Raw genomic sequence first — 19,964 nt, 5'->3', positions numbered from 1 at the left:
CCACGGTAGGACGCAGGCGCGGCCGCGCACATGATCCCCCGGCGGGAGAGCGCCGCGCCCGGGTACGACCCGAGGAGGAGTCCGCATTGCTCCCCGGGTCGCAAGACGGCTGCTCGGCGGCGGGTCCGCGTGCGACCGCGGGAGGCATCCGGCGGCGACCGGCGGCGGATGTGCCGCGGTGCACGCCGCCCCGACGATGACGGGGTGACCGAGATCATCCCCGAACTGTCCATGTCCCCACTGGAGTTGCTCACCGTACTGAGCGCCCTCGCGCTCGTCGCGGCGCGCTGGCTGCCGCCCGCCGCCCGTGGGCGAACCGCGATCGCCGCGACCGCGGCTCTCGCCGTGTCCGCGGCCGTGCTGGGCGCGGTGGGCGTCCGCTGGCAGCTGCTGCCGGTCCTGGCCGGCGCCGCGGCGACGCTGCCGTTCGCGCTCTCGCCCCTCCTGCGTCTCTCGCGTCTCCTGCCGGCGTCGCGCCGGCGCCGTCCCGGCCGACCGGCGTGGCGGGCCAGGTGGTGGCTGGCGGTGCCGGCCTCGGCGGCCTGCGCCGCACTGATCGCCTCGGGGCCGATCGCCGCGTGGGCGTTCCCCGTGCCCGTGTTCCCCGCGCCGTCGGGCCCCTTCGCGGTCGGCACCCGGGTGGTGCAGTGGTCCGACCCGGACCGCGCCGAGACGTTCACCCCCGACCCCGCCGACCGGCGCACCGTCGTCGTCCAACTCTGGTACCCCGCACGGAAAAGCCCCACGAGCACGCCCGGAGCCCGCTACCTCGGACGCACCCAGCAGGAGGCCCGCACCGTCGCCGACGCCCTCGCCCACGGTGCAGGCCTGCCCGGTTTCCTGCTCGACGGCACGACACGCGCCCGCACCCACGCCCGCACCGACGCGCCCGTCGCCGACGGCGACCGGCGCTGGCCGGTCGTCCTGTTCTCCCCCGGCTCGGGCGGCGCCCGCACCCAGAACACCGCCTGGGCGGAGGAGGTCGCCAGCCACGGCTACGTCGTCGCCGCCCTCGACCACCCCTACGACAGCGCGGCCGTCGTCCTCGAGGACGGCCGGACCATCCGCTCCGCGACCACCTCCAGCGGCGACCGGGACACCGACGAGCGCCTCGCGGCCGACTGGACCGCCGTCCGCGCCGACGACCTCCGCTTCGTCCTCACCCAGCTGCAGAACCTGGACCGCGGCACCGTCCCCGACCCGCTGACAGGGCGCCTCGACACCGCCCGCACCGCGGCAGCCGGCCACTCCATGGGCGGCGCCGCCGCTCTCCAGGCAGCCCGGCACGACCCGCGCATCGGCACCGTCGTCGACCTCGACGGCTACCCCCACGGCCCCACCGCCCCCGCCCTCCACCAGCCCGCCCTCGCCCTCACCTCCGCTCCCACCCCCGACACCGACCCTCGCTACCTGCCCCGCCTCACCGAGGCCCTCACCCTCGACACCGCCACCAGCTACCGCCTCACCGTGCCCCGCACCGCCCACCTCAGCTTCACCGACAGCCCCCTCTACCTGCCGCCGCTGCCCTCACTCGTCGGCTCCCTCGGCCGCACCGAGAGCCCCCGCACCACGGCCGCCGCCACCCTCGCCTTCCTCGACGCCGTCCTGCAACCCACCCCCGGCGACCCGGCCGGAGCCCTGTCCGCCTACGGCGAGCTCACCGTCCACAACCCCGACGGAACCGGCTGACCGGCTGACCGGCGTTCGGGAACGGGCTGCCGGGCGGGCCTGTGACGGGCCCGCCCGGCAGCGGGGCGGCGGGTGTCGGCGTGGCGGCCGGGCTTTCCGGCCCCGCCGGGTCTACATCTCGACGGGGGCGACCGAAACCTCTCACCGGGAGTGCAGCCATGGGCCTGATCCACATCGAACTGTTCGCCACCCTCGACCTCGTCGGGCAGGCGCCGGGCGGACCCGACGAGGACCCGTCGGGGTTCCCGTTCGGCGGCTGGCAGGCGCCCCTGCTCGACGACGTCACCGGCGCGCAGATCAGCGCCGCGTACGAGGGCACCGACGCCCTCCTGCTCGGCCGGCGCACCTACGACCTCTTCGCCGCCTACTGGCCGCACCAGAAGGACGGCGAGATCGCCGAACTCTTCAACAGCGTCCCAAAGTACGTGGCCTCCCGCGGCACCCCCGACCTCCCCTGGGCCGGATCCACCCTGCTCGGAGCCGACCTGGCCCGGGCGGTGCACGAGATCCGCGACCGGCACCAGCACGTCAAGGTCGTCGGAAGCCTGAACCTGGTGCAGACCCTCCTGCGCGAGAAGCTCTTCGACCGCCTCGACCTCTGGGTGCACCCGATCGTCCTCGGCGTCGGCAAGAAGGTGTTCGACACCGGCGCGGTACCCACCAACCTCACCCTCCTGACCCCACCGGCAGCCGCCCCCGCCGGCACCGTCCACCTCCGCTACGCCCTCGCCGACGGCACCCCTCGCACCGGCGACATGAGCGCACCCGACCGCGGACTCCGTCGCGACGACACACGCTGACCCCACCGGACGGTCCGTCGGCCGCTGCCCCGGGGCCTGCCGACGGTGCGTCAGGACCCCGCGAGCACCGGTCGGGGAAAAGGTGGAACCCTGGTGCGCCTGCGGACAGGTGGGGGTGTGGAACTCTCGATGCGGGCGCGGTTGCGCGCCGGGGCACAGGAGGCGTTCGGGGAGCTCTTCGACGAGCACGCCGGCGCCGTGTACGGGTACGCGCTGCGGGCGCTCGGGGACTGGACGGCGGCGGAGGACGCGGTGTCGCTGACCTTCCTGGAGGCGTGGCGGCTGCGCACCTCGCTGCACGAGGAGGGCGATTCGGTGCGGCCCTGGCTGTTCGGGATCGCCACCAACGTGCTGCGCAACACCGCCAGGGCCGGACGCCGCCACCGCGCGGCGATGGCTCGGCTGCCCGCGCAGGAGATCGTGCCCGACTTCGCCGAGGAGCTGGTCACCCGTCTCGACGACGGGGAGAAGCCGGCCGCCGTCCGCCGGGCACTGGGACGGCTGCGGCGGAGCGAGCGGGAGGTGTTCGGGCTGTGCGTGTGGGCCGGCCTGGACTACGCCTCGGCCGCGCAGGCGCTCGGGGTGCCCGTCGGCACCGTGCGCTCCCGGCTCTCACGCGCCCGCGGCCGCCTGCGCGACCTCGCCGAGAAGGAACTGACGGATCACAGGGAACCGGCCGCCGGCCGCGGACAGGTACCGGACGGCCGCCTGGTCGCGGCCAGGTCGACGCAGGGAGACATCCGATGAACGCCGAGCCCGAGATGCTCGCCGCCGACCGCCACCGGCTGCTGAAGGAGCACCTGATGAACGAGATCGCCCGCGCGGAACACGCGCCGAAGCCGCGCCGGAAGCTGGTCTGGATGGTGGCCTCGCCGATCGCCGCCGGCGCCGTGGCCGCCACCGCCCTCCTGCTGCCCGGGCAGTCCGGCACCCGCAGCACGCCCCTCTCCCCCGCAACGGGCGACACCGCAGCCGCATCGACGCCCGCAACCGCCCCGACGCCCTCGGGCGCGTCGCAGGCGGAGCACAGCGACGCCGCCACCCTCTTCGCCCGGGCCGCCGACGCCGTCGCCGCCCGCCCCGACCCGCACGCCGGGGACGGACAGTTCACCTACACCCGGGAGATCCAGGACGGCGGCCGTTTCCCCCGTCACGAACGGAAGATCTGGTGGTCCGTCGACGGCAAGGCCGACGGAGCGGTGGTCGACCCCACCATGACCGGCCTGGGCCAGAGCGGCCCGGACGGACTCCAGCGCTTCCCTGCCCGACTCCCCGTCATCGACGGCACCCGCGTCGAAGCCGGATTCCCCGGTCGCGAGACCTACCGCTTCGTCGCCTCCCTGCCCACCGACCCCGACCGGATCAAGCAGCTCCTCCTCGACGCCGACCGCACCAAGCAGGTCTCGCCGCCCTCCGACATGACCGACACCATGCGGGCGCAGCTCGCCTTCGGCGACATCCAGCAGATCTTCCAGAACGTCTCCGCACCCCCGGCCGTGGCCGGCGCCCTGATGAAGGCCGCCGCGAAACTCCCCGGCACCTCGATCGTCACCGACCAGGTCGACGCCACCGGCCGCACGGGCGTCGCCGTCGTCGGCATGAACGGAACCCAGCGCGTCGCCCTGATCTTCGACTCCACCACCGGCGCCTACCTCGGCATCCGCGAAGTCCTCCTCAAGTACCTCCCCGCCGTCGGCCCCGACGGCACTCCCCCGACCGGCGAACCCACCCCGCAGCAGATCGCCGCCGACCCCGAGGCCGTCTACTCCACCGCGGCCCTCGAAGAACGCATCGTCAGCCGGACCGGCGCCCAGGACTGACAGCCCACCCACCCGCCAGGGCCGCCGGACGCACCACAACCGGCCCCCGAACACCGCGACGCGACACCACAACAAGCCCGTCCCTCCCGACGGCCGCCAGGAGGGGACGGCCACCGAGAGGGACGGGCGGTCGGGTCGCGGGATCACACGGTGCTGGCGATCCAGCCCACGGTCTCGGTGGTGTGCGGACCGTCGGACAACGCCCTGCCCGAGCCCACGAGCTCGTTGATCCGGATCTTGAAGCCGGTGACGGTGACATCGGCGATCCGCAGGCCCGGCGTGTCAGGGCCGTTGAACGTCTGCACGAACGGCACGACGATCACACTCGCACCGGCCGGGAACGGCGAGGGGAACGTGACCTGGGTGAAGGTCGACGTGTTCCCACCGGTCACCTCCGTGGGATGCGTGGAGTTCAGCTGCAACCTACCGGTCTGAACCATGGCCATGGCTTCTGCCTCTTCCGCTCGTGTCCCGCCCACCGCGCCCCACACGCGACCGCGCGGCCGACGGCACCGGCAATTGCTTCCATACGAAACAACCCGCCAATGAACTGCCCGCCCCCACCAGGGTTTAGATCACAAGTCACCCCTTCCGGCTATCCCCGCCCCACCGCCTAGCCGCACCATCCCCTCCGAACACCCCATCCCCCACCGGGACTTGACCCACAAGCGAGTAGGACCCGACCAGCGCAGCACACCCCCGCGCGATCCGGCGCGGACGGCCGCGAACCGGCACTCGACCACCGATCCAACACTGCGCCCCCAACCTCGCATGGCAGGGGACCGCCCCCGGAGCCCGTGGGCCCCGGGGGCGGTCGTTCACCGAACGAGCGGTGACTGCGTGGGTGTTACCCCACGAACCGGTCCGCGTTCGCGCGGCGCCGTGCCCGGTACAGCAGCACTCCGCCCAGCGTCAGCAGCCCGCCGCCGGCCAGGCCCGCCGCGGCGAGACCCGCGGGCGAACCCGTGTCCGGCAGATGACCGCCACCACCACCGCCGTGCTTCGGCGGCACCGTCGGACGGGGAACCTTCACGCAACCCTCGCCCTTCTCCTTCTCCGGGCACTCCGAGACCGTCACGCACAGCGACACCGGCCGGCTCTTCACCAGCTGCCCCTGCGGGTCACGGCCCGAGGCCGTCGCCGTGTTGATCACGTGGCCGGCCTTCGCGTCCTCCTCCGTGACGACGTACGTGCCGTGGCACGTGGTGCTCGCAGCCGGATTCAACGTCGTCGCATCGCAGGTGACGTGCGCGACCCGGTCGTCGTTGACGGACACATCCGTCAGCACCGTCGTCCCGGTGTTCGTCACCGTGTACGTGTACGTCACGGTGTCGCCCACACGCGCGGAATCGGACACGTCGGCCTGCTTGACGATCGACAGCGACGACGCACCGGACGTGGTCTCCACCGTCACCTCGCCCGGCGGGCTCTCCACCGGGCGACCCTCCGGGTCCACACCACCCGCACGGGCCGTGTTCGTCACATGACCCGCCTCGACATCCTCCTCCGCAATCGTGTAACTGCCGTGGCACACCGTGCTCGCACCCGGATTCAACGTCGTCGCATCACAGGTCACCGACGCGACACGGTCATCCGTGACAGACAGGCTGTGCACCGCCGCCGTACCGGTGTTGGTCACCGTGTACGTGTAGTCGACCGTGTCACCCACCCGGAACGGGCCCGCGCTGTCGGCCTTCTTCACGATGGACAACTGCGCCTCGCCCACGACCGTGACCGTAGCCTCGGCCGGCGGACTCTGCACCGCCCCGCCATTGGGATCGGTGCCGTTCGCGCGCGCCGTGTTCGTCACGTGACCCGCTGCGGCATCCGCCGCCGCAATCGTGTAACTGCCGTGGCAGAGCGTGCTCGCACCCGGGTTCAACGTCGTCGCGTCGCAGGTGACCGAGGTGACGTGGTCGTCCGCGACGCTCACATTGTGAACGACCGCCGTACCCGTGTTGGTGACGGTGTACGTGTAGTTGACGGTGTCGCCCACGTGGAACGGACCCGTGGCATCGGCCGTCTTCTCAATCGACAGCAGCGCCTCGCCCACCACGAGAACAGTGGCCTCACCGGGAGGGCTCTGCACCGTCCGGCCTTCAGGGCCGGTACCGGCCGCATGAGCGGTGTTCGTCACGTGGCCGGCCTGCACATCGGCTGCCGAGATCACGTAGCTGCCGTGGCAGAGCGTGCTCTGACCGGGGTTCAGCGTCGTCGTGCCACAGGTCACCGACGCAACATGGTCGTCCGCCACCGTGACGTTGTGGACGACCGCCGTACCCGTATTGGTCACCGTGTACGTGTAGTTCACGGTGTCACCGACATGGAACGGACCCGTGGCATCGGCCGTCTTCTCGATGGCCAGCTCGCCTTCGCCCACAACCGGGACGGTCGCTTCGATCGGCGGGCTCTGTACCCGCTGGCCCTCGGGATCGGTGCCGTTCGCGTGAGCGGTGTTGGTCACGTGACCGGCCTGAACATCAGCAGCAGTAACGACATATGTACCGTGGCACAGCGTGCTCGCACCCGGGTTCAACGTCGTCGCATCACACGTCACCACAGCGACATGGTCGTCCGTCACGGTCAGACCGTGCACCGCCGCCGTACCGGTGTTCGTCACCGTGTACGTGTAGGTGACGGTCTCACCCACGTGGAACGGGCCGGCGCTGTCAGCCGTCTTCTCGATGGTCAGCCGACCCTCGCCCGCCACCGGAACGGTCGCGTCCGCCGAAGGGCTCAGCACCGTCTGGCCCTGCGGGTCCGTGCCCTCGGCGTGCGCCGTGTTGGTCACGTGTCCCGCCGAGACGTCCGCCGCCGTGACGACGTACGAACCGTGGCAGAGCGTGCTCGCACTCGGGTTCAACGTCGTCGCATCGCACGTCACCACCGCGACGTGGTCATCTGCGACCGTGAGGTTGTGCACCGCAGCGGTGCCGGTGTTCGTCACCGTGTAGGTATAGGAAACCGTGTCACCGACATGGAACGGGCCCGCAGAATCAGCCACCTTCTCGATGGCCAACTCGGCCTCGCCCACCACCGGAACGGTCGCCTCACCAGGAGGGCTCTCCACCGGCCGGCCCTCCGGATCGATGCCGCTCGCGTGAGCCGTATTCGTCACGTGACCGTTCTGCACATCCGCAGCGGTGACGACGTAGGACCCGTGGCAGAGCGTGCTCTCACCGGCCGGCAGCGTCGTCCTGTCACACGTCACCGACCCGATCAGGTTGTCACTCACATCCAGGTCGTGCACCGGAGCGGTACCCGCGTTGGTCACCGTGTACGTGTAGTTGACGGTGTCACCCACATGGAACGGGCCAGCGGAATCCGCCACCTTCTCGATCGTCAGCACCGCGTCACCCGCGATGTCGATCGTCGCCTCACCAGGAGGACTCTGCACATCCCGACCCTCGGGATCAGTACCGTGCGCACGAGCCGTGTTCGTCACATGGCCCGCGGACACATCCGCCGCCGTGATCACGTAACTGCCGTGGCAGAACGTGCTCTCACCAGGGTTCAGTGTCGTCACGTCACACGTCACCGAAGCGATGTGGTCGTCCGACACCGCCAGATCGTGCACCGCCGCCGTACCGGTGTTCGTCACCGTGTACGTGTAGTCCACGGTCTCACCCACATGGAACGGACCTGCCGAGTCCGCCGCCTTCTGAATCGTCAGCAGCGCCTCACCCAGGACCGGGACGGTCGCCTCACCAGGAGGACTCACCACCGTCCGGCCCTGCGGGTCCGTGCCCTCGGCGTGCGCCGTGTTCGTCACATGGCCGGCCGACACATCCGCCGCCGTCACGACGTACGACCCGTGGCAGAGCGTGCTCGCACCCGGATTCAACGTCGTCGCATCACACGTCACCACAGCGACGTGGTCATCCGTGACAGACAGGCTGTGCACCGCCGCCGTACCGGTGTTGGTCACCGTGTACGTGTAGTCGACCGTGTCACCGACGTGGAACGGACCGGCGCTGTCGGCCGTCTTCTGGATACCCAGCTCGGCCTCGCCCACCACCGGAACGGTCGCCTCGCCAGGAGGACTCTGCACCGTCCGGCCTTCAGGGTCCACACCCTCGGCGTGCGCCGTGTTGGTCACGTGACCGGCCGCAACATCCGCGGCGGTGATGACGTAGGAACCGTGGCAGAGCGTACTCGCACCCGGGTTCAGCACCACCGTGTCGCAGGTCACCGGCGCGATGCGATCGTCCACGACACCGAGGTTGTGCACCGTCGCGGTACCGGTGTTGGTCACCGTGTACGTGTACTTGACGGTGTCGCCCAGCCGGAACGGACCCGCGGAGTCCGCCGTCTTCTCGATGCCCAGCTCGGCGACGCCGACGACGGGCAGTGTCACTTCTTCCGGCGGGCTGACGACCTGTTCGCCCAGCGGCTCGCTGCCCACGGCCTGGGCTCTGTTGGTGAGGCTGCCGAGTGCCAGGTCGGCCTCGGTGACGAGGTAGGCGGCGTGGCAGAGGGTGCTCTGGCCGGGGTTGAGGGTGGTGGTGTCGCAGGTGACGTCCGCCGAGTGGTCGTCGCTGACGAAGACGTTGTCGAGCACGGTCCGGCCGGTGTTCGTCACGGTGTACGTGTAGTGCACGGTGTCACCGACGTGGACGGGGCCCGGGGTGTCCGCCTCCTTGGCCAGGGCGATCGAGGAGGGGCCGATGACGTCGATCGTCGCCTGGGTCTCCACGGAGTTGATCGGCACGCCGGCGGCTGTGCCGAACGCGGTTGCGTGGTTGGTGACTTGTCCCACGCCCGCGTCTTCCGGCGTGACCACGTAGGTGCCGTGGCACTTGGTCACGTCGCCGGGGCTGCCGCGCGGGGCGAGGGTGGTGACGTCGCAGGTGATGTTGGTGATCCGGTCGTCCTGGACGTGGACGTCCGTGATCCCGGTGCCGCCCGTGTTGCTCACGATGTACGTGTAGGGGACGGTGTCACCGGCGTGGAACGGCCCGGGGGCATCCACCTGCTTGACGACCTCGATGCCCGGCGGGGTCACCACCGGGATGTCCTCGGAGGACGGTGGCGACGTCACGGGGCCGCCGGGTGTGGTTCCGGTGGCCTGCGCGGTGTTGGCGATGTGGCCGGCGGCCCCGTCCGCGGGAGTGACCACGTAGGTCGCCGTGCAGGTGACCGTCTGGCCCACGGCCAGCGTGGTCACCGGGCAGCTGATCCCGCCGATCTTCGGGTCGTTGACCGTCAGGTTGTCGATCGGCACGTTCCCGGAGTTGGTGACGACGAAGTCGTAGTCGACCGGGGTGCCGACCGTCAGGTTGGCGGGCAGCGGCCGGTGGGCCTGCTTGACCAGGTTGAGCGAGGGCAGCGCCACGGAGGTGCCGATCACCACGTTCCGGATCAGGTGCACGTCGGTGAAGGAGCCCGTGGACCCGGCGAAGCCGAACTTGTAGGTCGACGGGACGGGTTGCGGCGCGGGGGTGGTCAGCACCTGGCGCTCGCCCGCTCCGTCGTTGAAGTCGACGCCGACGGTCAGCACCGGGGACGGCGCCGGGGTCATGCGGACGTGCACCCGGCGGCGGGACGGCTCCAGCAGCGTCTGGGCCTGGGGCGGCGTCACGTCCGGCGGGAGGAACGTCAGCGGGCCCTGCAGGGTGCCCGGCAGGGTGGACGGCCACGGGCCGTTGGTGGTGAAGTTGCTCGTCGTCGCGGTCATGAAGCAGTAGCCCTCGACGCCGTCGCCGGGGCCGCGGACGGTGACCATGTTGCTGCCCGGCGCCGGGATGCGGAAGCCGGTGCCGGACGGGGAGCGCTCGCCGGGGGGACAGCCGTTGCCGCGGTGTTCCCAGTCGCCGAAGTAGTTGCCGAGCACGTCGAGCCCGACGCCGAGGTAGCCGCTGTCGACGCCGGGCAGGAACGGGTTGGCGGGGTTGTCGTCGGGCAGCTTCTGCGCGTAGCCGAGGCTGCCGCCGAACGCGCCGGGGTGGGTGAGTGTGACGTCACCGTTGACCAGGAAGAACGAGATTCCGTCGGCCGGGGTGGCGGGGGTGGTGCTGCCGTACTGCCACTGGTCGAATTGCACGTCCAGGCCGGCGTTGGCCGGCAGCGCCTGGTCGAACAGCACCGCGCCGTTCTGGTCGTTGGCGGCATCGGTGATCCGCAGGTAGCCGAAGGGTGCGCTGTCCAGCGGCGGCACCGGCCCCGTCTCCGGGATCGGACAGCCGGTCAGCCGGCGGCCGTCCGGCGGGAGCGGAGTGGTGACGGGTCCGCCGGTCAGGCAGGCCGAGCCGACGGCGACGAACCGCGGGTCCGCGGTCGCACCGGTGAAGTCCTCCTCCAGCAGGGTGGAGGCTCCGGCCCGGACGCTCTCCGGCGGCGCGGCGCGGTGCTGGGTCGGCGCTACGGCCTGGGCGCCCCATGAGGTGCTCAGCCCTGCGGCGGCCAGGCCGACTGCGGCTGCGGCACTGATGAAGCGGGCCGTGCGGGATCTCGGCCGCCCCGGTCCGCGGAATGGTCTCGTCATGCCTTGACTATGTGCCGCCGCTACGCACGGTTATCAGTTTGTACTATTAGTGGGCCTAGGGAATCGCTCGGATGCGCGAACCCGGGATGCCGCCCGGGCCACCGACCCTCTGACTCGGCATCAGGGGACGGAGGCGAGTGACCGACCGTCAGGCGCACCGGAGAGAGGTCGACCGGTGGCGGGACCAGCACTTCGGGGGTCACTGACCGGTCGTCGGATCATCTGCCGGGAACCGTCCGCCTGCGCCGGACGAGCGGCCACCCAGGGGTGAAGCTTCGACCCGCCCCTCCCCAGTCGACACAGGGGACGCTGACTCTCCGTCAGGACCACATGGGCGCAGGGCCGCATTGCGGGCCCCTGCGGCCCGTGTCGTCCTGGAATCGGCCGGGCCGCCGCTGGGTCCTGCCGCCGCACACCTACTCGGAGGAGATTTCTCATGCGTGCTGTCAAGCGTGTCCTGGCCCTCGGCGCCCTCACCGCCCCCCTGGTGATCGGCTGCGCCGGACTCGCCTCCGCCGATGACTTCGACGCCCACTTCAACAAGTCCCAGTTCATCGCGAACGAGTCCGGCGCCGGCTTCGCCAACACGGGATCCTTCGTCGACGAGAACGGGGTCGAGCACCACGCCTTCTGGGTCTGGGCGGACGACAACGGCGTCTCGGGCTCCTTCCTCGACTCCGGCGCCCACTTCTAGGAACCGGCCCCGGGCCGGGTGTCCGGCGGGCTCCCCCGTCCGCCGGACAGCCGGCCCGACCCGCCCCCGTACTCGTCGACCCGCGTGTCACGGCCCCTGCGGCCGGCCGACCGCGGGTCGACGCGCGTCCGGAGCCGGCAGCCACTCGGTCCGGAGGGCGGCTCAGCGACTCAGAGACTCAGAGGCACAGCGGGCTCAGCGACTCAGCGGCACAGCGCCGCGTCGACCGCGTCGGCCACCCGCTGCCTGGCCTCGGGCGACGGGGCCGCGGTCACCGCGATGTTCGCCGCGCGGCCGTCCTCCGTGACGCCGCCGCGGGTGACGTAGCCGGGGAGGCTGCCGCCGTGGCCCCACGACAGGCCGCCGCAGGGCAGCGGGCGGCTGGCGAGTCCGAGGCCGTAGCGCGCACCGGGGCCCATGTACTCGGCGGGGACGGTGGTGCGCATCTGTGCGAGCTGGGCAGGGGGCAGCAGTCGACCGCCGATCAGGGCGGCGAAGAAGCGGTTCAGGTCGGTGTTGGTGGAGATCATCGCACCGGCCGCCCAGGCCCAGGACGGGTCCATCTCGGTGATGTCGTACGGCTGGCCGCCGGGCTCCTCGGGCAGCACGTAGCCGTGCGGGTGGCGCTCGCGGACGGTCATGTCGCCCTGGGCGGGGAAGTAGGTGTGGCGCAGGCCGATCCGGTCGACGACGCGCTTGGTGATCTCCTCGCCGACGGGTCGTCCGGTGACCTTCTGGACGATCAGTCCGGCGATCAGGTATCCGGTGTTGCTGTACTTCCAGCCGGCGCCGGGGGCGAAGTCCGGGCGTTGCGCGAGGGCGATGTCGAGCAGCTCGCGCGGCTCGATGTACTGGTCGGGTCCGGCGAGGTCGACGAACGGGACGTAGTCCGCCAACCCGCTGGTGTGCTGGAGTATCTGACGGACCGTGATGGCCTTTCCGTCGATGCCGTCGCCGTGGATCAGGCCGGGCAGGTAGGTGTCGAGGGAGGCGTCCAGCTGGATCTTGCCCTCCGCGACCAGCTGGAGCACGACGACCGCGACGAAGGTCTTGGTGTTGCTGCCGATCCTGACCTGCCCGTCGACGGGGACCTTCGCCCCGGTGGCGAGGTCGCCGACGCCCGAGGTGTAGTCGCGCGTCCGGCCGTCGCGTCCCCGGACGGCCGCGAGCGCCGCGGGCAGCTTGTCGCCGGCGACCAGCGCGTCCAGCCGCTGCTGGACGATGTCGGCCGGCCTGGCCTCGGCGGAGGCCGTGGCGGGCGCGGCGGCAGCGGCGGTCGGGGCGAGCGCGCCGAGCAGCAGAGCGCCGGCGGCGACCGGGACCGCGCAGCGGCGGAGGGCGTAACGGCGGTACGGCGGTGGCGGGTTCACGAGGTGCTCCTGGTTCGGGGCGGGCCCGGGGCCGGGCCTGCCGGGTCCGTTCCAGAACATCACGCGACCTTGCGGTGCGCCGTCACCATCGAGAAGGACTGTCCCGAGGCGGCCGTCGTCCTGACGGTGTATCAGAAATCCTGATCCGGAGCGATGCCGGACAGTCGCAGGGTGAACGGCGAGCCGGGCTCGGTGGGGGTCCAGCCCCGGGCGCGTGCGGTGCGGATTCCGGTGGCGACTTCGCGCGGCAGGACGAGGTCGGCGGGCACGAGGTCGGGCCGGAGGCGGGCCGGGCGGCCGGTCTCCACCACGAGGGTGGCCCCGGGGCGGGTCGCGTGTTCGGCGACGTAGCCGAGGGTGTGGCCTTCGTAGTCGCAGCAGAGGTGCCGTCGGCTGACGTGCCAGCGGTATGCGACGCCGTCGACGACGATGCGGCGGGCGCCTTTGCGGGCGAGTGCCACGGTGGTTCCTCCCGGGTCGGCGGGTATGCGGGTGCCAGGCCGGCGTCCGGGGGCCGCGTGCGGGTGTCACGGGCTTTTCCGGTGCTGCGGCGGAGAGTTGGGAGACTACTCGCCGGGGTGGGCCCAGAGGCGGGACAGGTGGGCGTGCAGGAGGTGTTCGGCTTCCTCGGGGGTGCGCTGGCCGATCAGGACGTGGGCGGTGAGGCCGTCGGTGAGGGCGAGCAGGGTGCGGGCGTGGTGGGCGGGGTCGGGGGTGTCGACGGCGGCGGCGATCAGGTCGGTGAGCAGGGTCTCCAGGTCGGTGTAGCTGGTGCGCAGGCCGGCGGCGAGGGCGGGGTCGACGGCGGCGGCGGCGAGGAAGGCCAGCCAGGTGCGGGCCTGGGCGCGGTGACGGGTCTTCAGCAGGGCGATCTCGTGGGCGAGGTGGCCGACGGTGCTGGCCGGGGACTGTGCGGGGGCGGCGCGCAGGCGGGCGTGGGCGCGGGTGGTGACCTGGTGGCCGATGTGGGCGAGGGCGAACTGCAGCATCTCGCCCTTGGTGCGGAAGCAGCGCTGGACGGCGCCCATGGAGACGTCGGCGCGGGCGGCGACGTCTCGGAGGGTGGCGGCTTCCAGGCCCTGTTCGTCGATCAGGGCGCAGACGGCGTCGGCGATCAGGCGTCGGCGTTCGTCGTGGTCCACCTGCTTGGGCATCTGCTGCGGCCTCCCGGGCGACGGCTTTATTCGATGCGAGTGTATCGGTTCGTGGGCTAGGGTGCGGTCCTGTTCCGATGCAACCGCATCGGAAAGGCTGAGGAGGACAGAACCATGTGGAAGCTCTCCGCCGGCGCGCTCGCCGCTGCCGTCCGGGCGGGCGAGGTGTCCGCGCTCGACGTGATGGACGCCCATCTCGACCGGATCGCCGCGGTGAACCCGCGGATCAACGCCGTCACCCAGATGTTCGGCGACCGGGCCCGGGCCGAGGCCCGCCGGATCGACCGGCGCCGGGCCGCCGGCGAGCAGCTCGGGCCGCTGGCCGGCGTGCCGTTCACGGTGAAGGAGTGCATCCGGGTCGAGGGGTACCCGACCACCTTCGGCATCCGGCGGTTCGCCGACCTGACGGCCCGGGCCGATGCGATTCCGGTGGCCCGGCTGCGCGCCGCGGGCGCGGTCCCGATCGGCCACAGCAACATGCCGTCGCTGATCCTCTCCGGCATGCACACCCGCAACGAGCTGTACGGCGACACGCTGAACCCGTGGGACGCGGGGCGGACGCCCGGCGGCACCAGCGGCGGCGACGCGGCGGCGGTCGCCACCGGGATGGCCGCGCTCGGGCTGGGCGACGACTCGGGCGGCTCGATCCGCATTCCGGCCTCGTTCTGCGGCGTCGCGGCGCTGAATCCGACCGCGGGGCGGTTCGCCGCCGACCAGCGGATGCTGGGCCCGGACGATCCCGGCCCGGCGTCGCAGATCCTGGTCACGGACGGCCCGTTGGCCCGGACAGTGGCCGATCTGCGGCTGGCGTTCGAGTGCCTGGCGGGGCCCGACCCGCGTGATCCGCGGGCCGTCCCCGCGCCGCTGTACGGCCGTCCGGTCGACGGTCCGGTGAAGGTCGCGGTGGTCGCCGACCCGGGCGGGCGCGGCGTGCACCCGACCGTCCGGCGCGCGGTCGAGCGGGCCGCGGGGGCGCTGGCCGAGGCGGGGTACGACGTCCGCGAGGTGCCCGACGTGCCCCGGTTCGACGAGGCGTACGACGCCTTCCACCAACTGACCGTCGCGGAGTTCACGCCGTCCTGGCCGGTGGTCCGTCAGCTGCTCGGCGAGGGCGGCGACCGCTTCATCGACTTCGCGATGCGCCGCACGCCGCAGCTCGACGCGGCCGGGCTGATCGCCCTGATGGGCACCTGGATGAACATCCGCCGCTCGTGGGCGGAGTTCCTGGCGGAGTACCCGCTGCTGCTCGGCCCGGTCTTCACCGAGCCGCCGGTCGAGCCCGGGCTGGAGTCCCGCGACCAGGAGAGCCGGGACCGGGTCGCCTCCGCCATGCGGCTGTGCTCGCTGACCAGTTTCGTCGGCGCCCCGGCGGTGGCCGTGCCCACCGGGCCGGCCGGCGGCCTGCCGACGGGCGTGCAGCTGGTGGGCCGGCCGTTCCGCGAGGACCTCTGTCTCGCCGCCGCCCAGCAGCTGGAGGACCGGCTCGGTGTCCTCTCCCCCGTCGAACCGCTGCTCTGACGGGCCGTCACCGAGCCCGGACGGGCGCTGTAGTCGTCAGCGGGCGGCGATGTCCACGTCGACGGTGTAGTCCTGCTGGCCGGGCGGGCAGGGTCGGGCCTCGCCGCAGCTGGTGCGGTGGGCGGTCAGCCGGGCCGAGCCGGCGGTGCGGGCGGTGAAGGCGGTGGTGACGGTGCCGCAGCCGCTGCCGGGGCGGCAGGAGGGCGCGGCGGCGGTGGTGGGCTGTCCGGCGGGGGCGAGCAGGCCGGGGTCGGTGCTGGTGGCGGGCGACCAGTAGGTGTTGTGGAGTTCGGTGCGGACGGTGGTGCCGGGGGCGACGGTGATCCGGGTGCGGTCGGCGGACTCGTCGAGCACCACGAGTCCGGGCGCGGGGTGCGCAGCGGGGCTCGCGACGGTGGCAGCCGACCCGCAGCCGCTCAGTGCGACGAGGGCGAGCAGGGCTGCGGCGGCGGTTCTGCGGGGCTTCGGTGTCATGGCTGGGCTCCGGATCTCTGAACGGGTCGGGCGGGCGGGCGCGGATTGGACGCGGCGGCGGCCCGGTCGGATCCGCTGCGCGCAACGGCGCCGGGGCGGGCCCGCAGTGGGCCCGCCCCGGCGCCCCCGAGGGGGGTGGTGCCGCGTCAGGAGACGTTGAGCGCGGTGTCGTCGATCACGAAGCTGGTCTGCAGCGAGGCGTCCTCGGTGCCGGTGAACTTCAGGGTGACGCTCTGGCCGGCGTAGGACGAGAGGTCGAAGGACTTCTGGACGTACCCGGTGGCGGCGTTCGCGTTGGAGTAGGTCGCCAGGGTGGTGGAGTTGGCCTGGACGGTCAGCTTGTCGTAGGCCGTGGTGCCGGTCTCGGCGGTGTCGATGTGCAGCCAGAAGCTGAAGGTGGCCTTGCAGCCGGCCGGGATGGTCACGGTCTGCGAGACGGTGTCGGTGTGGGCCGAGCCGTAGCCGTCCAGCCAGGCCTTCCAGGAGCCGCTGTGGGCGGCCTCGGAGGCGGAGTTGTCGACCACGCCGGTGCTGGTGGTCCACGGGGCGGCGGTGCCGGTCTCGAAGCCGGCGTTGCCGAGCAGCTGGCCCGCGGTGCAGGTGCCGCCGCCGCTGCCGGCCTCGGTCCAGCCGAAGCTGGTGGAGCCGGCCGCGCCGGTGGTGTCGGTGGCGGTGACGGTCACCGAGGAGGTGCCCGCGGCGGTCGGGGTGCCGGAGATCAGGCCGGTCGAGGAGTTGATGGACAGGCCGGCCGGCAGGCCGGTCGCCGCGTAGGTCAGGGTCTGGCCGGACGCCGAGTCGGTGGCGCGGATCTGCAGGCTGGCGGCGGTGCCGACGGTGCCGCTCTGGCTGCCGGGGTTGGTCACCGTGACGGTGTTGGTGGTGCCGCCGCCGTGGGTGAGGATGGCGTGCGTGATGGCGCAGGAGTTGGTGTCGTTCGACCAGCTGGCCTGCTCGGCGAAGGTGCCGAAGGAGCCGAAGCTGACGTTGGCGGCGCCACCGGCGGTGCCGGGCTGCAGCCAGGCACACTCGTCGGAGTTCTCCTGGCCGTTGTACGAGGAGCCGGAGACGTGGTTGGTCCAGCCGCCGGCCGGGTTCTGGTCGGACATCATCTCGTGCCACTCGTGGCCGAGGGTCATCGTCCAACCGTCCAGGGTTCCGGGCGAGTTGACGAAGCCGACGCCGCAGGAGGAGCCCATGTCGATGTTGTACGGCTGGTTGGAGAACGCGATGTCGCCGTACGAGGAGCTGACGGCGCCGCCGGTCAGCGTGGTGTCGCCGTTCCAGTCGTGCCAGGCGCAGTAACCCTGGGTCGGGCTCTGGTAGTTGTCCGGGTTGGTCCCCTTCGGGGACAGCACCACGTAGTACGCGTCGCGGTTGGCCGCGGCCGTGGTGTTGCCGAAGTGGGCGGCCGCGTTGACGGCTTCGACGCCGAGTTGGTGGCCGGTGGAGGAGGCCGGGGAGGCGCCCGCGTTGTCGTACCAGACGCCGGAGAGCACGCCGCCGGTCTGGTACGGGATGAACGCGGCGTTCGCCGGGCAGCTGACCGCGCCGGAGGCCACGTTCGGGCCGTCGCACCACTGGGTGAGGTCGGCCGACCAGGTCTCGCCGTTGGTGCCGATGCCCTTGAACATGTTCTGCGCGGCCTGCGCGGCGCCCGCCGTGTCGTTGGAGAACGTCAGGTTGCCGTTGGCGTCGGTGCCCTGGGTGCCCCACTGGGTGCCGTAGAACACCAGGTACACCTTGGAGTGGCCGCTCTGCACGCCGATGCCGTCGACGCCGCCGCCGTACGACAGGGTCTGCTGGCCGGTGGCCGCGGCCTGCGGCTGGTTCGCGATGAGCTGCTGCTTCTGCTTCGCGTACTGCTTCATGCCCGGGATGGTGCTGTCGGTGAGCGCCGGGCTGAACGGGTTGAACTCGTTCGAGATGCCGCCGGTTCCGGCGGACCCGTGGTGGGCCTGGCCGGAGACCGCCGCGGACGCGGCGGCCGGCTGCGGGGTGGAGGCGTTCGCCGGGGCCGCGGCAGCGGCTATTCCGGCGGCGGCGATCACGAGCGAGGCGGCGCCGGTCAGCGCCGTCAGCCTCGACCGCATGGCAGTGGGGGAAAATCCCATGGGTGGGGGGCCTCTCTCCTCCGGCCGCCCGCACCTCGGTGGGGCGCAGCGCGGCCGATAAACCTGGGGCGGGAGCGGGACGGTCAGAACCGGGTACCGGCACCGGAATTCACCGCGCCGATTTCCTGACTGTCCGCGGCCAGAAGCAAAGCAGAGCCGCTGACGGGCAGTCAATGGAGCCGGTTAAGGAAATCCTCAGGACCGCGGTCCACGCAGGTGGCACGGCATGTCGGGCCCGAGCACCGACTCCTCGGGGCGTCAACAGTTTTCAACTTGGCATCCCTGTTCTTGGCACTTCGGGTGGAATTCGCTACCACCCCTTTGCGAGATTTTTTGAATTCCGGACCGAAAAGGGCCCGGCCGCCGGGGACCCCGACGGCCGGGCGCGGTGCGCGGATTGTCAGTCCGTCAGGTTGACCGGGCGGTAGGCGTGGTAGTTGTCGCCGTCCTTGAGGCCGTAGGTGTGCGAGGCGTGCCGGGTACCGACGCCGCCGGCCTGCTCGTAGGCGTGGTACGAAGTGTGCTTGCCGTTGTCCCAGCTGTCGAAGATGACGACGTGCCGGTGGTCGGGGTCGCTGCTGTTGGCCTTGATGACCAGGTCGCCCTGCCGCAGTTCGGACATCTTGATCGCCTTGGTCCAGCCGTCGTTCTTCAGCGCCACGGTGTTCGGGCCGGACTTGGGCAGGCGCAGCGCCATCGAGGCGTAGCCGGAGCAGTCCTGCCGGTAGCCGTCCGACCAGGTCTCCTTCTGGCTGTAGGGGACGGGCTTGCCGTTGTTGGCGGTCAGCCAGACCTTGGCGCGGCGGATCTCCTCCGCGCGGCTGAGCTTCGGGGCGTCGGCGGCCCGCAGGCCCTGCGCCCGGCTGGTGCCGGTGCCGGTGTCGGTGACGGGGGCGGCGACGGCGGGGGCGCCGAGGAGGAGTGCGCCGAGCAGGGCGAGGGCGGGGGCGGCGGTCCAGCGGTGGGTGCGGTTCATGACGAGGTGTCCTTTCCGGGGGTGCGGGGTGCTGCGGGTCGGTCAGTTCTGGTGGGCGAGGCGGCGCAGCGCGGTGCGGTCGCCGTGGAAGACGTCGGCGTCCATCGGGTGGCCGACGGTGCCGGGGATCTCGGCGTGGTTGCTGTGCTGCCAGAAGTCCCAGGCGGTGGCGCCGGGCAGCGGGCGGGGCTCGGTGCTGCCCCAGCGGGCGAGCCAGCCGGGGTGGGTGGCGAGGTCCTGGATTCCGCGCAGGCACTGGTCGGCGATGCCGTTGCGGGTGTAGACGGCGGGTGCGGTGCCGGTGGCGTGTTCGACGCGCTGGAGGAAGGCCTTGACCTGCGCGGGTTCGAGGGGGTGGCCGTCTCGGGCGCACTCCTCGATGTCCACGGCGGGCGGCAGTTCGCCGGGCCTGCCGCCGGTGTGGCCGGCGGCGCGGAGGGCGTCGAGGAAGTGGTCGGCCTGGGCGGCGCCGTCCTGGTCGGGGCGGTAGTAGTGGTAGGCGCCGTGGATCAGGTGCACGGAGCGGGCGCCGTCCAGGTCGGGGGTGAACCAGCGGTCGGCGGTGCCGGTGCCTTCGGTGGCCTTGAGGTAGACGAACTGCCGGCCGCCGCGGACGATCGCCGGCCAGTCGTAGGCCTGTTCGCCGTTCTTGGTCTCGTGGTTGTAGTGGGAGCTGTCGAAGCCGTGGACGGCGTAGGCCTGCGGGCCGTCCGCGGCGTCGGCGACGGTGGCCGGGCCGAGCGCGGGGAGGGCCAGGGCGAGGGCCGCGACGGCGAGGACGGTGGCGCGGCGCAGCGTGGCGGGGGTGGACGTCACGTCGGGTTCTCCTCGTGGAGTGGTGACCGGGCGTCAGGGTGGCTGGTGCGGCCGG

At 72.1% G+C, this 19,964-nt stretch carries 15 protein-coding genes; 6 read left to right on the top strand and 9 right to left on the bottom strand.

The annotated features are described in order from the left end of the window. Positions 1–168 precede the first annotated feature (168 nt). The 4 genes from ACI1MP_RS36795 (at position 169) to ACI1MP_RS36780 (ending at position 4,309) form a co-directional block, all read left to right on the top strand. Positions 169–1,689, top strand: coding sequence for an alpha/beta hydrolase family protein (locus ACI1MP_RS36795; RefSeq protein ID WP_404870687.1), 1,521 nt, complete (start codon positions 169–171; stop codon positions 1,687–1,689). A gap of 158 nt (positions 1,690–1,847) precedes the next feature. Then, positions 1,848–2,489: a dihydrofolate reductase family protein gene (locus ACI1MP_RS36790; protein ID WP_404870686.1), complete on the top strand. Its 642-nt coding sequence runs from the start codon at positions 1,848–1,850 to the stop codon at positions 2,487–2,489. A 117-nt stretch (positions 2,490–2,606) separates the two neighbouring features. Continuing rightward, positions 2,607–3,236 carry an RNA polymerase sigma factor gene (locus ACI1MP_RS36785; protein ID WP_380337744.1) on the top strand — a complete coding sequence of 210 codons (630 nt, stop codon included), beginning with the start codon at positions 2,607–2,609 and terminating at the stop codon, positions 3,234–3,236. Next, positions 3,233–4,309, top strand: a complete 1,077-nt coding sequence (locus ACI1MP_RS36780; RefSeq protein ID WP_404870685.1) for a CU044_5270 family protein — start codon at positions 3,233–3,235, stop codon at positions 4,307–4,309. Before ACI1MP_RS36785 ends, ACI1MP_RS36780 begins: the two co-directional genes overlap by 4 nt. Before the next feature lie 143 nt (positions 4,310–4,452). Here the strand turns inward: ACI1MP_RS36780 and ACI1MP_RS36775 are convergent, their stop codons facing one another. Both ACI1MP_RS36775 and ACI1MP_RS36770 read right to left on the bottom strand, forming a co-directional pair. Beyond that, positions 4,453–4,755, bottom strand: coding sequence for a hypothetical protein (locus tag ACI1MP_RS36775; protein ID WP_404870684.1), 303 nt, complete (start codon positions 4,753–4,755; stop codon positions 4,453–4,455). A gap of 401 nt (positions 4,756–5,156) precedes the next feature. Further along, the gene (locus tag ACI1MP_RS36770; protein WP_404870683.1) at positions 5,157–9,890 is read right to left on the bottom strand and encodes an LPXTG cell wall anchor domain-containing protein; all 4,734 of its coding nucleotides are present in this window, start codon (positions 9,888–9,890) and stop codon (positions 5,157–5,159) included. 1,339 nt (positions 9,891–11,229) lie between these two features. On the opposite strand from ACI1MP_RS36770, the gene ACI1MP_RS36765 reads away from it, so the two are divergent. Next, positions 11,230–11,487, top strand: coding sequence for a hypothetical protein (locus tag ACI1MP_RS36765; protein WP_157815731.1), 258 nt, complete (start codon positions 11,230–11,232; stop codon positions 11,485–11,487). A 203-nt stretch (positions 11,488–11,690) separates the two neighbouring features. Here the strand turns inward: ACI1MP_RS36765 and ACI1MP_RS36760 are convergent, their stop codons facing one another. The 3 genes from ACI1MP_RS36760 to ACI1MP_RS36750 form a co-directional block, all read right to left on the bottom strand. After that, positions 11,691–12,857 carry a serine hydrolase domain-containing protein gene (locus tag ACI1MP_RS36760; RefSeq protein ID WP_404870682.1) on the bottom strand — a complete coding sequence of 389 codons (1,167 nt, stop codon included), beginning with the start codon at positions 12,855–12,857 and terminating at the stop codon, positions 11,691–11,693. A 131-nt stretch (positions 12,858–12,988) separates the two neighbouring features. After that, entirely contained in the window at positions 12,989–13,318 is a 330-nt protein-coding gene (locus ACI1MP_RS36755; RefSeq protein WP_404870681.1) for a hypothetical protein, read from the bottom strand. A 105-nt stretch (positions 13,319–13,423) separates the two neighbouring features. Continuing rightward, complete coding sequence (locus tag ACI1MP_RS36750; RefSeq protein ID WP_404870680.1) at positions 13,424–14,011, bottom strand: TetR/AcrR family transcriptional regulator; 588 nt, start codon at positions 14,009–14,011, stop codon at positions 13,424–13,426. 114 nt (positions 14,012–14,125) lie between these two features. Between ACI1MP_RS36750 and ACI1MP_RS36745 the strand changes: the two genes are divergently transcribed. Continuing rightward, positions 14,126–15,529, top strand: coding sequence for an amidase (locus tag ACI1MP_RS36745; RefSeq protein ID WP_404870679.1), 1,404 nt, complete (start codon positions 14,126–14,128; stop codon positions 15,527–15,529). Positions 15,530–15,565: 36 nt separating this feature from the next. On the opposite strand, the gene ACI1MP_RS36740 is transcribed toward ACI1MP_RS36745, so the two are convergent. The 4 genes from ACI1MP_RS36740 to ACI1MP_RS36725 all read right to left on the bottom strand — a co-directional run bounded on the left by ACI1MP_RS36740 (position 15,566) and on the right by ACI1MP_RS36725 (position 19,909). Beyond that, entirely contained in the window at positions 15,566–16,003 is a 438-nt protein-coding gene (locus tag ACI1MP_RS36740; RefSeq protein ID WP_404870678.1) for a hypothetical protein, read from the bottom strand. A 146-nt stretch (positions 16,004–16,149) separates the two neighbouring features. Then, complete coding sequence (locus tag ACI1MP_RS36735) at positions 16,150–18,096, bottom strand: putative Ig domain-containing protein (RefSeq protein WP_404870677.1); 1,947 nt, start codon at positions 18,094–18,096, stop codon at positions 16,150–16,152. A 421-nt stretch (positions 18,097–18,517) separates the two neighbouring features. Continuing rightward, positions 18,518–19,093 (bottom strand): hypothetical protein, encoded by a 576-nt coding sequence (locus tag ACI1MP_RS36730; protein WP_404870676.1) that lies wholly within the window; start codon positions 19,091–19,093, stop codon positions 18,518–18,520. 42 nt (positions 19,094–19,135) lie between these two features. Continuing rightward, positions 19,136–19,909, bottom strand: coding sequence for a glycoside hydrolase family 25 protein (locus ACI1MP_RS36725; protein WP_404870675.1), 774 nt, complete (start codon positions 19,907–19,909; stop codon positions 19,136–19,138). Positions 19,910–19,964: the final 55 nt, after the last annotated feature.

The sequence above is a fragment of the Kitasatospora griseola genome, from assembly GCF_044999035.1.
GTDB lineage: Bacteria > Actinomycetota > Actinomycetes > Streptomycetales > Streptomycetaceae > Kitasatospora > Kitasatospora griseola.
Note: the sequence above shows the minus strand (reverse complement) of the source record. Positions and strands in the feature narration are given on the sequence as shown.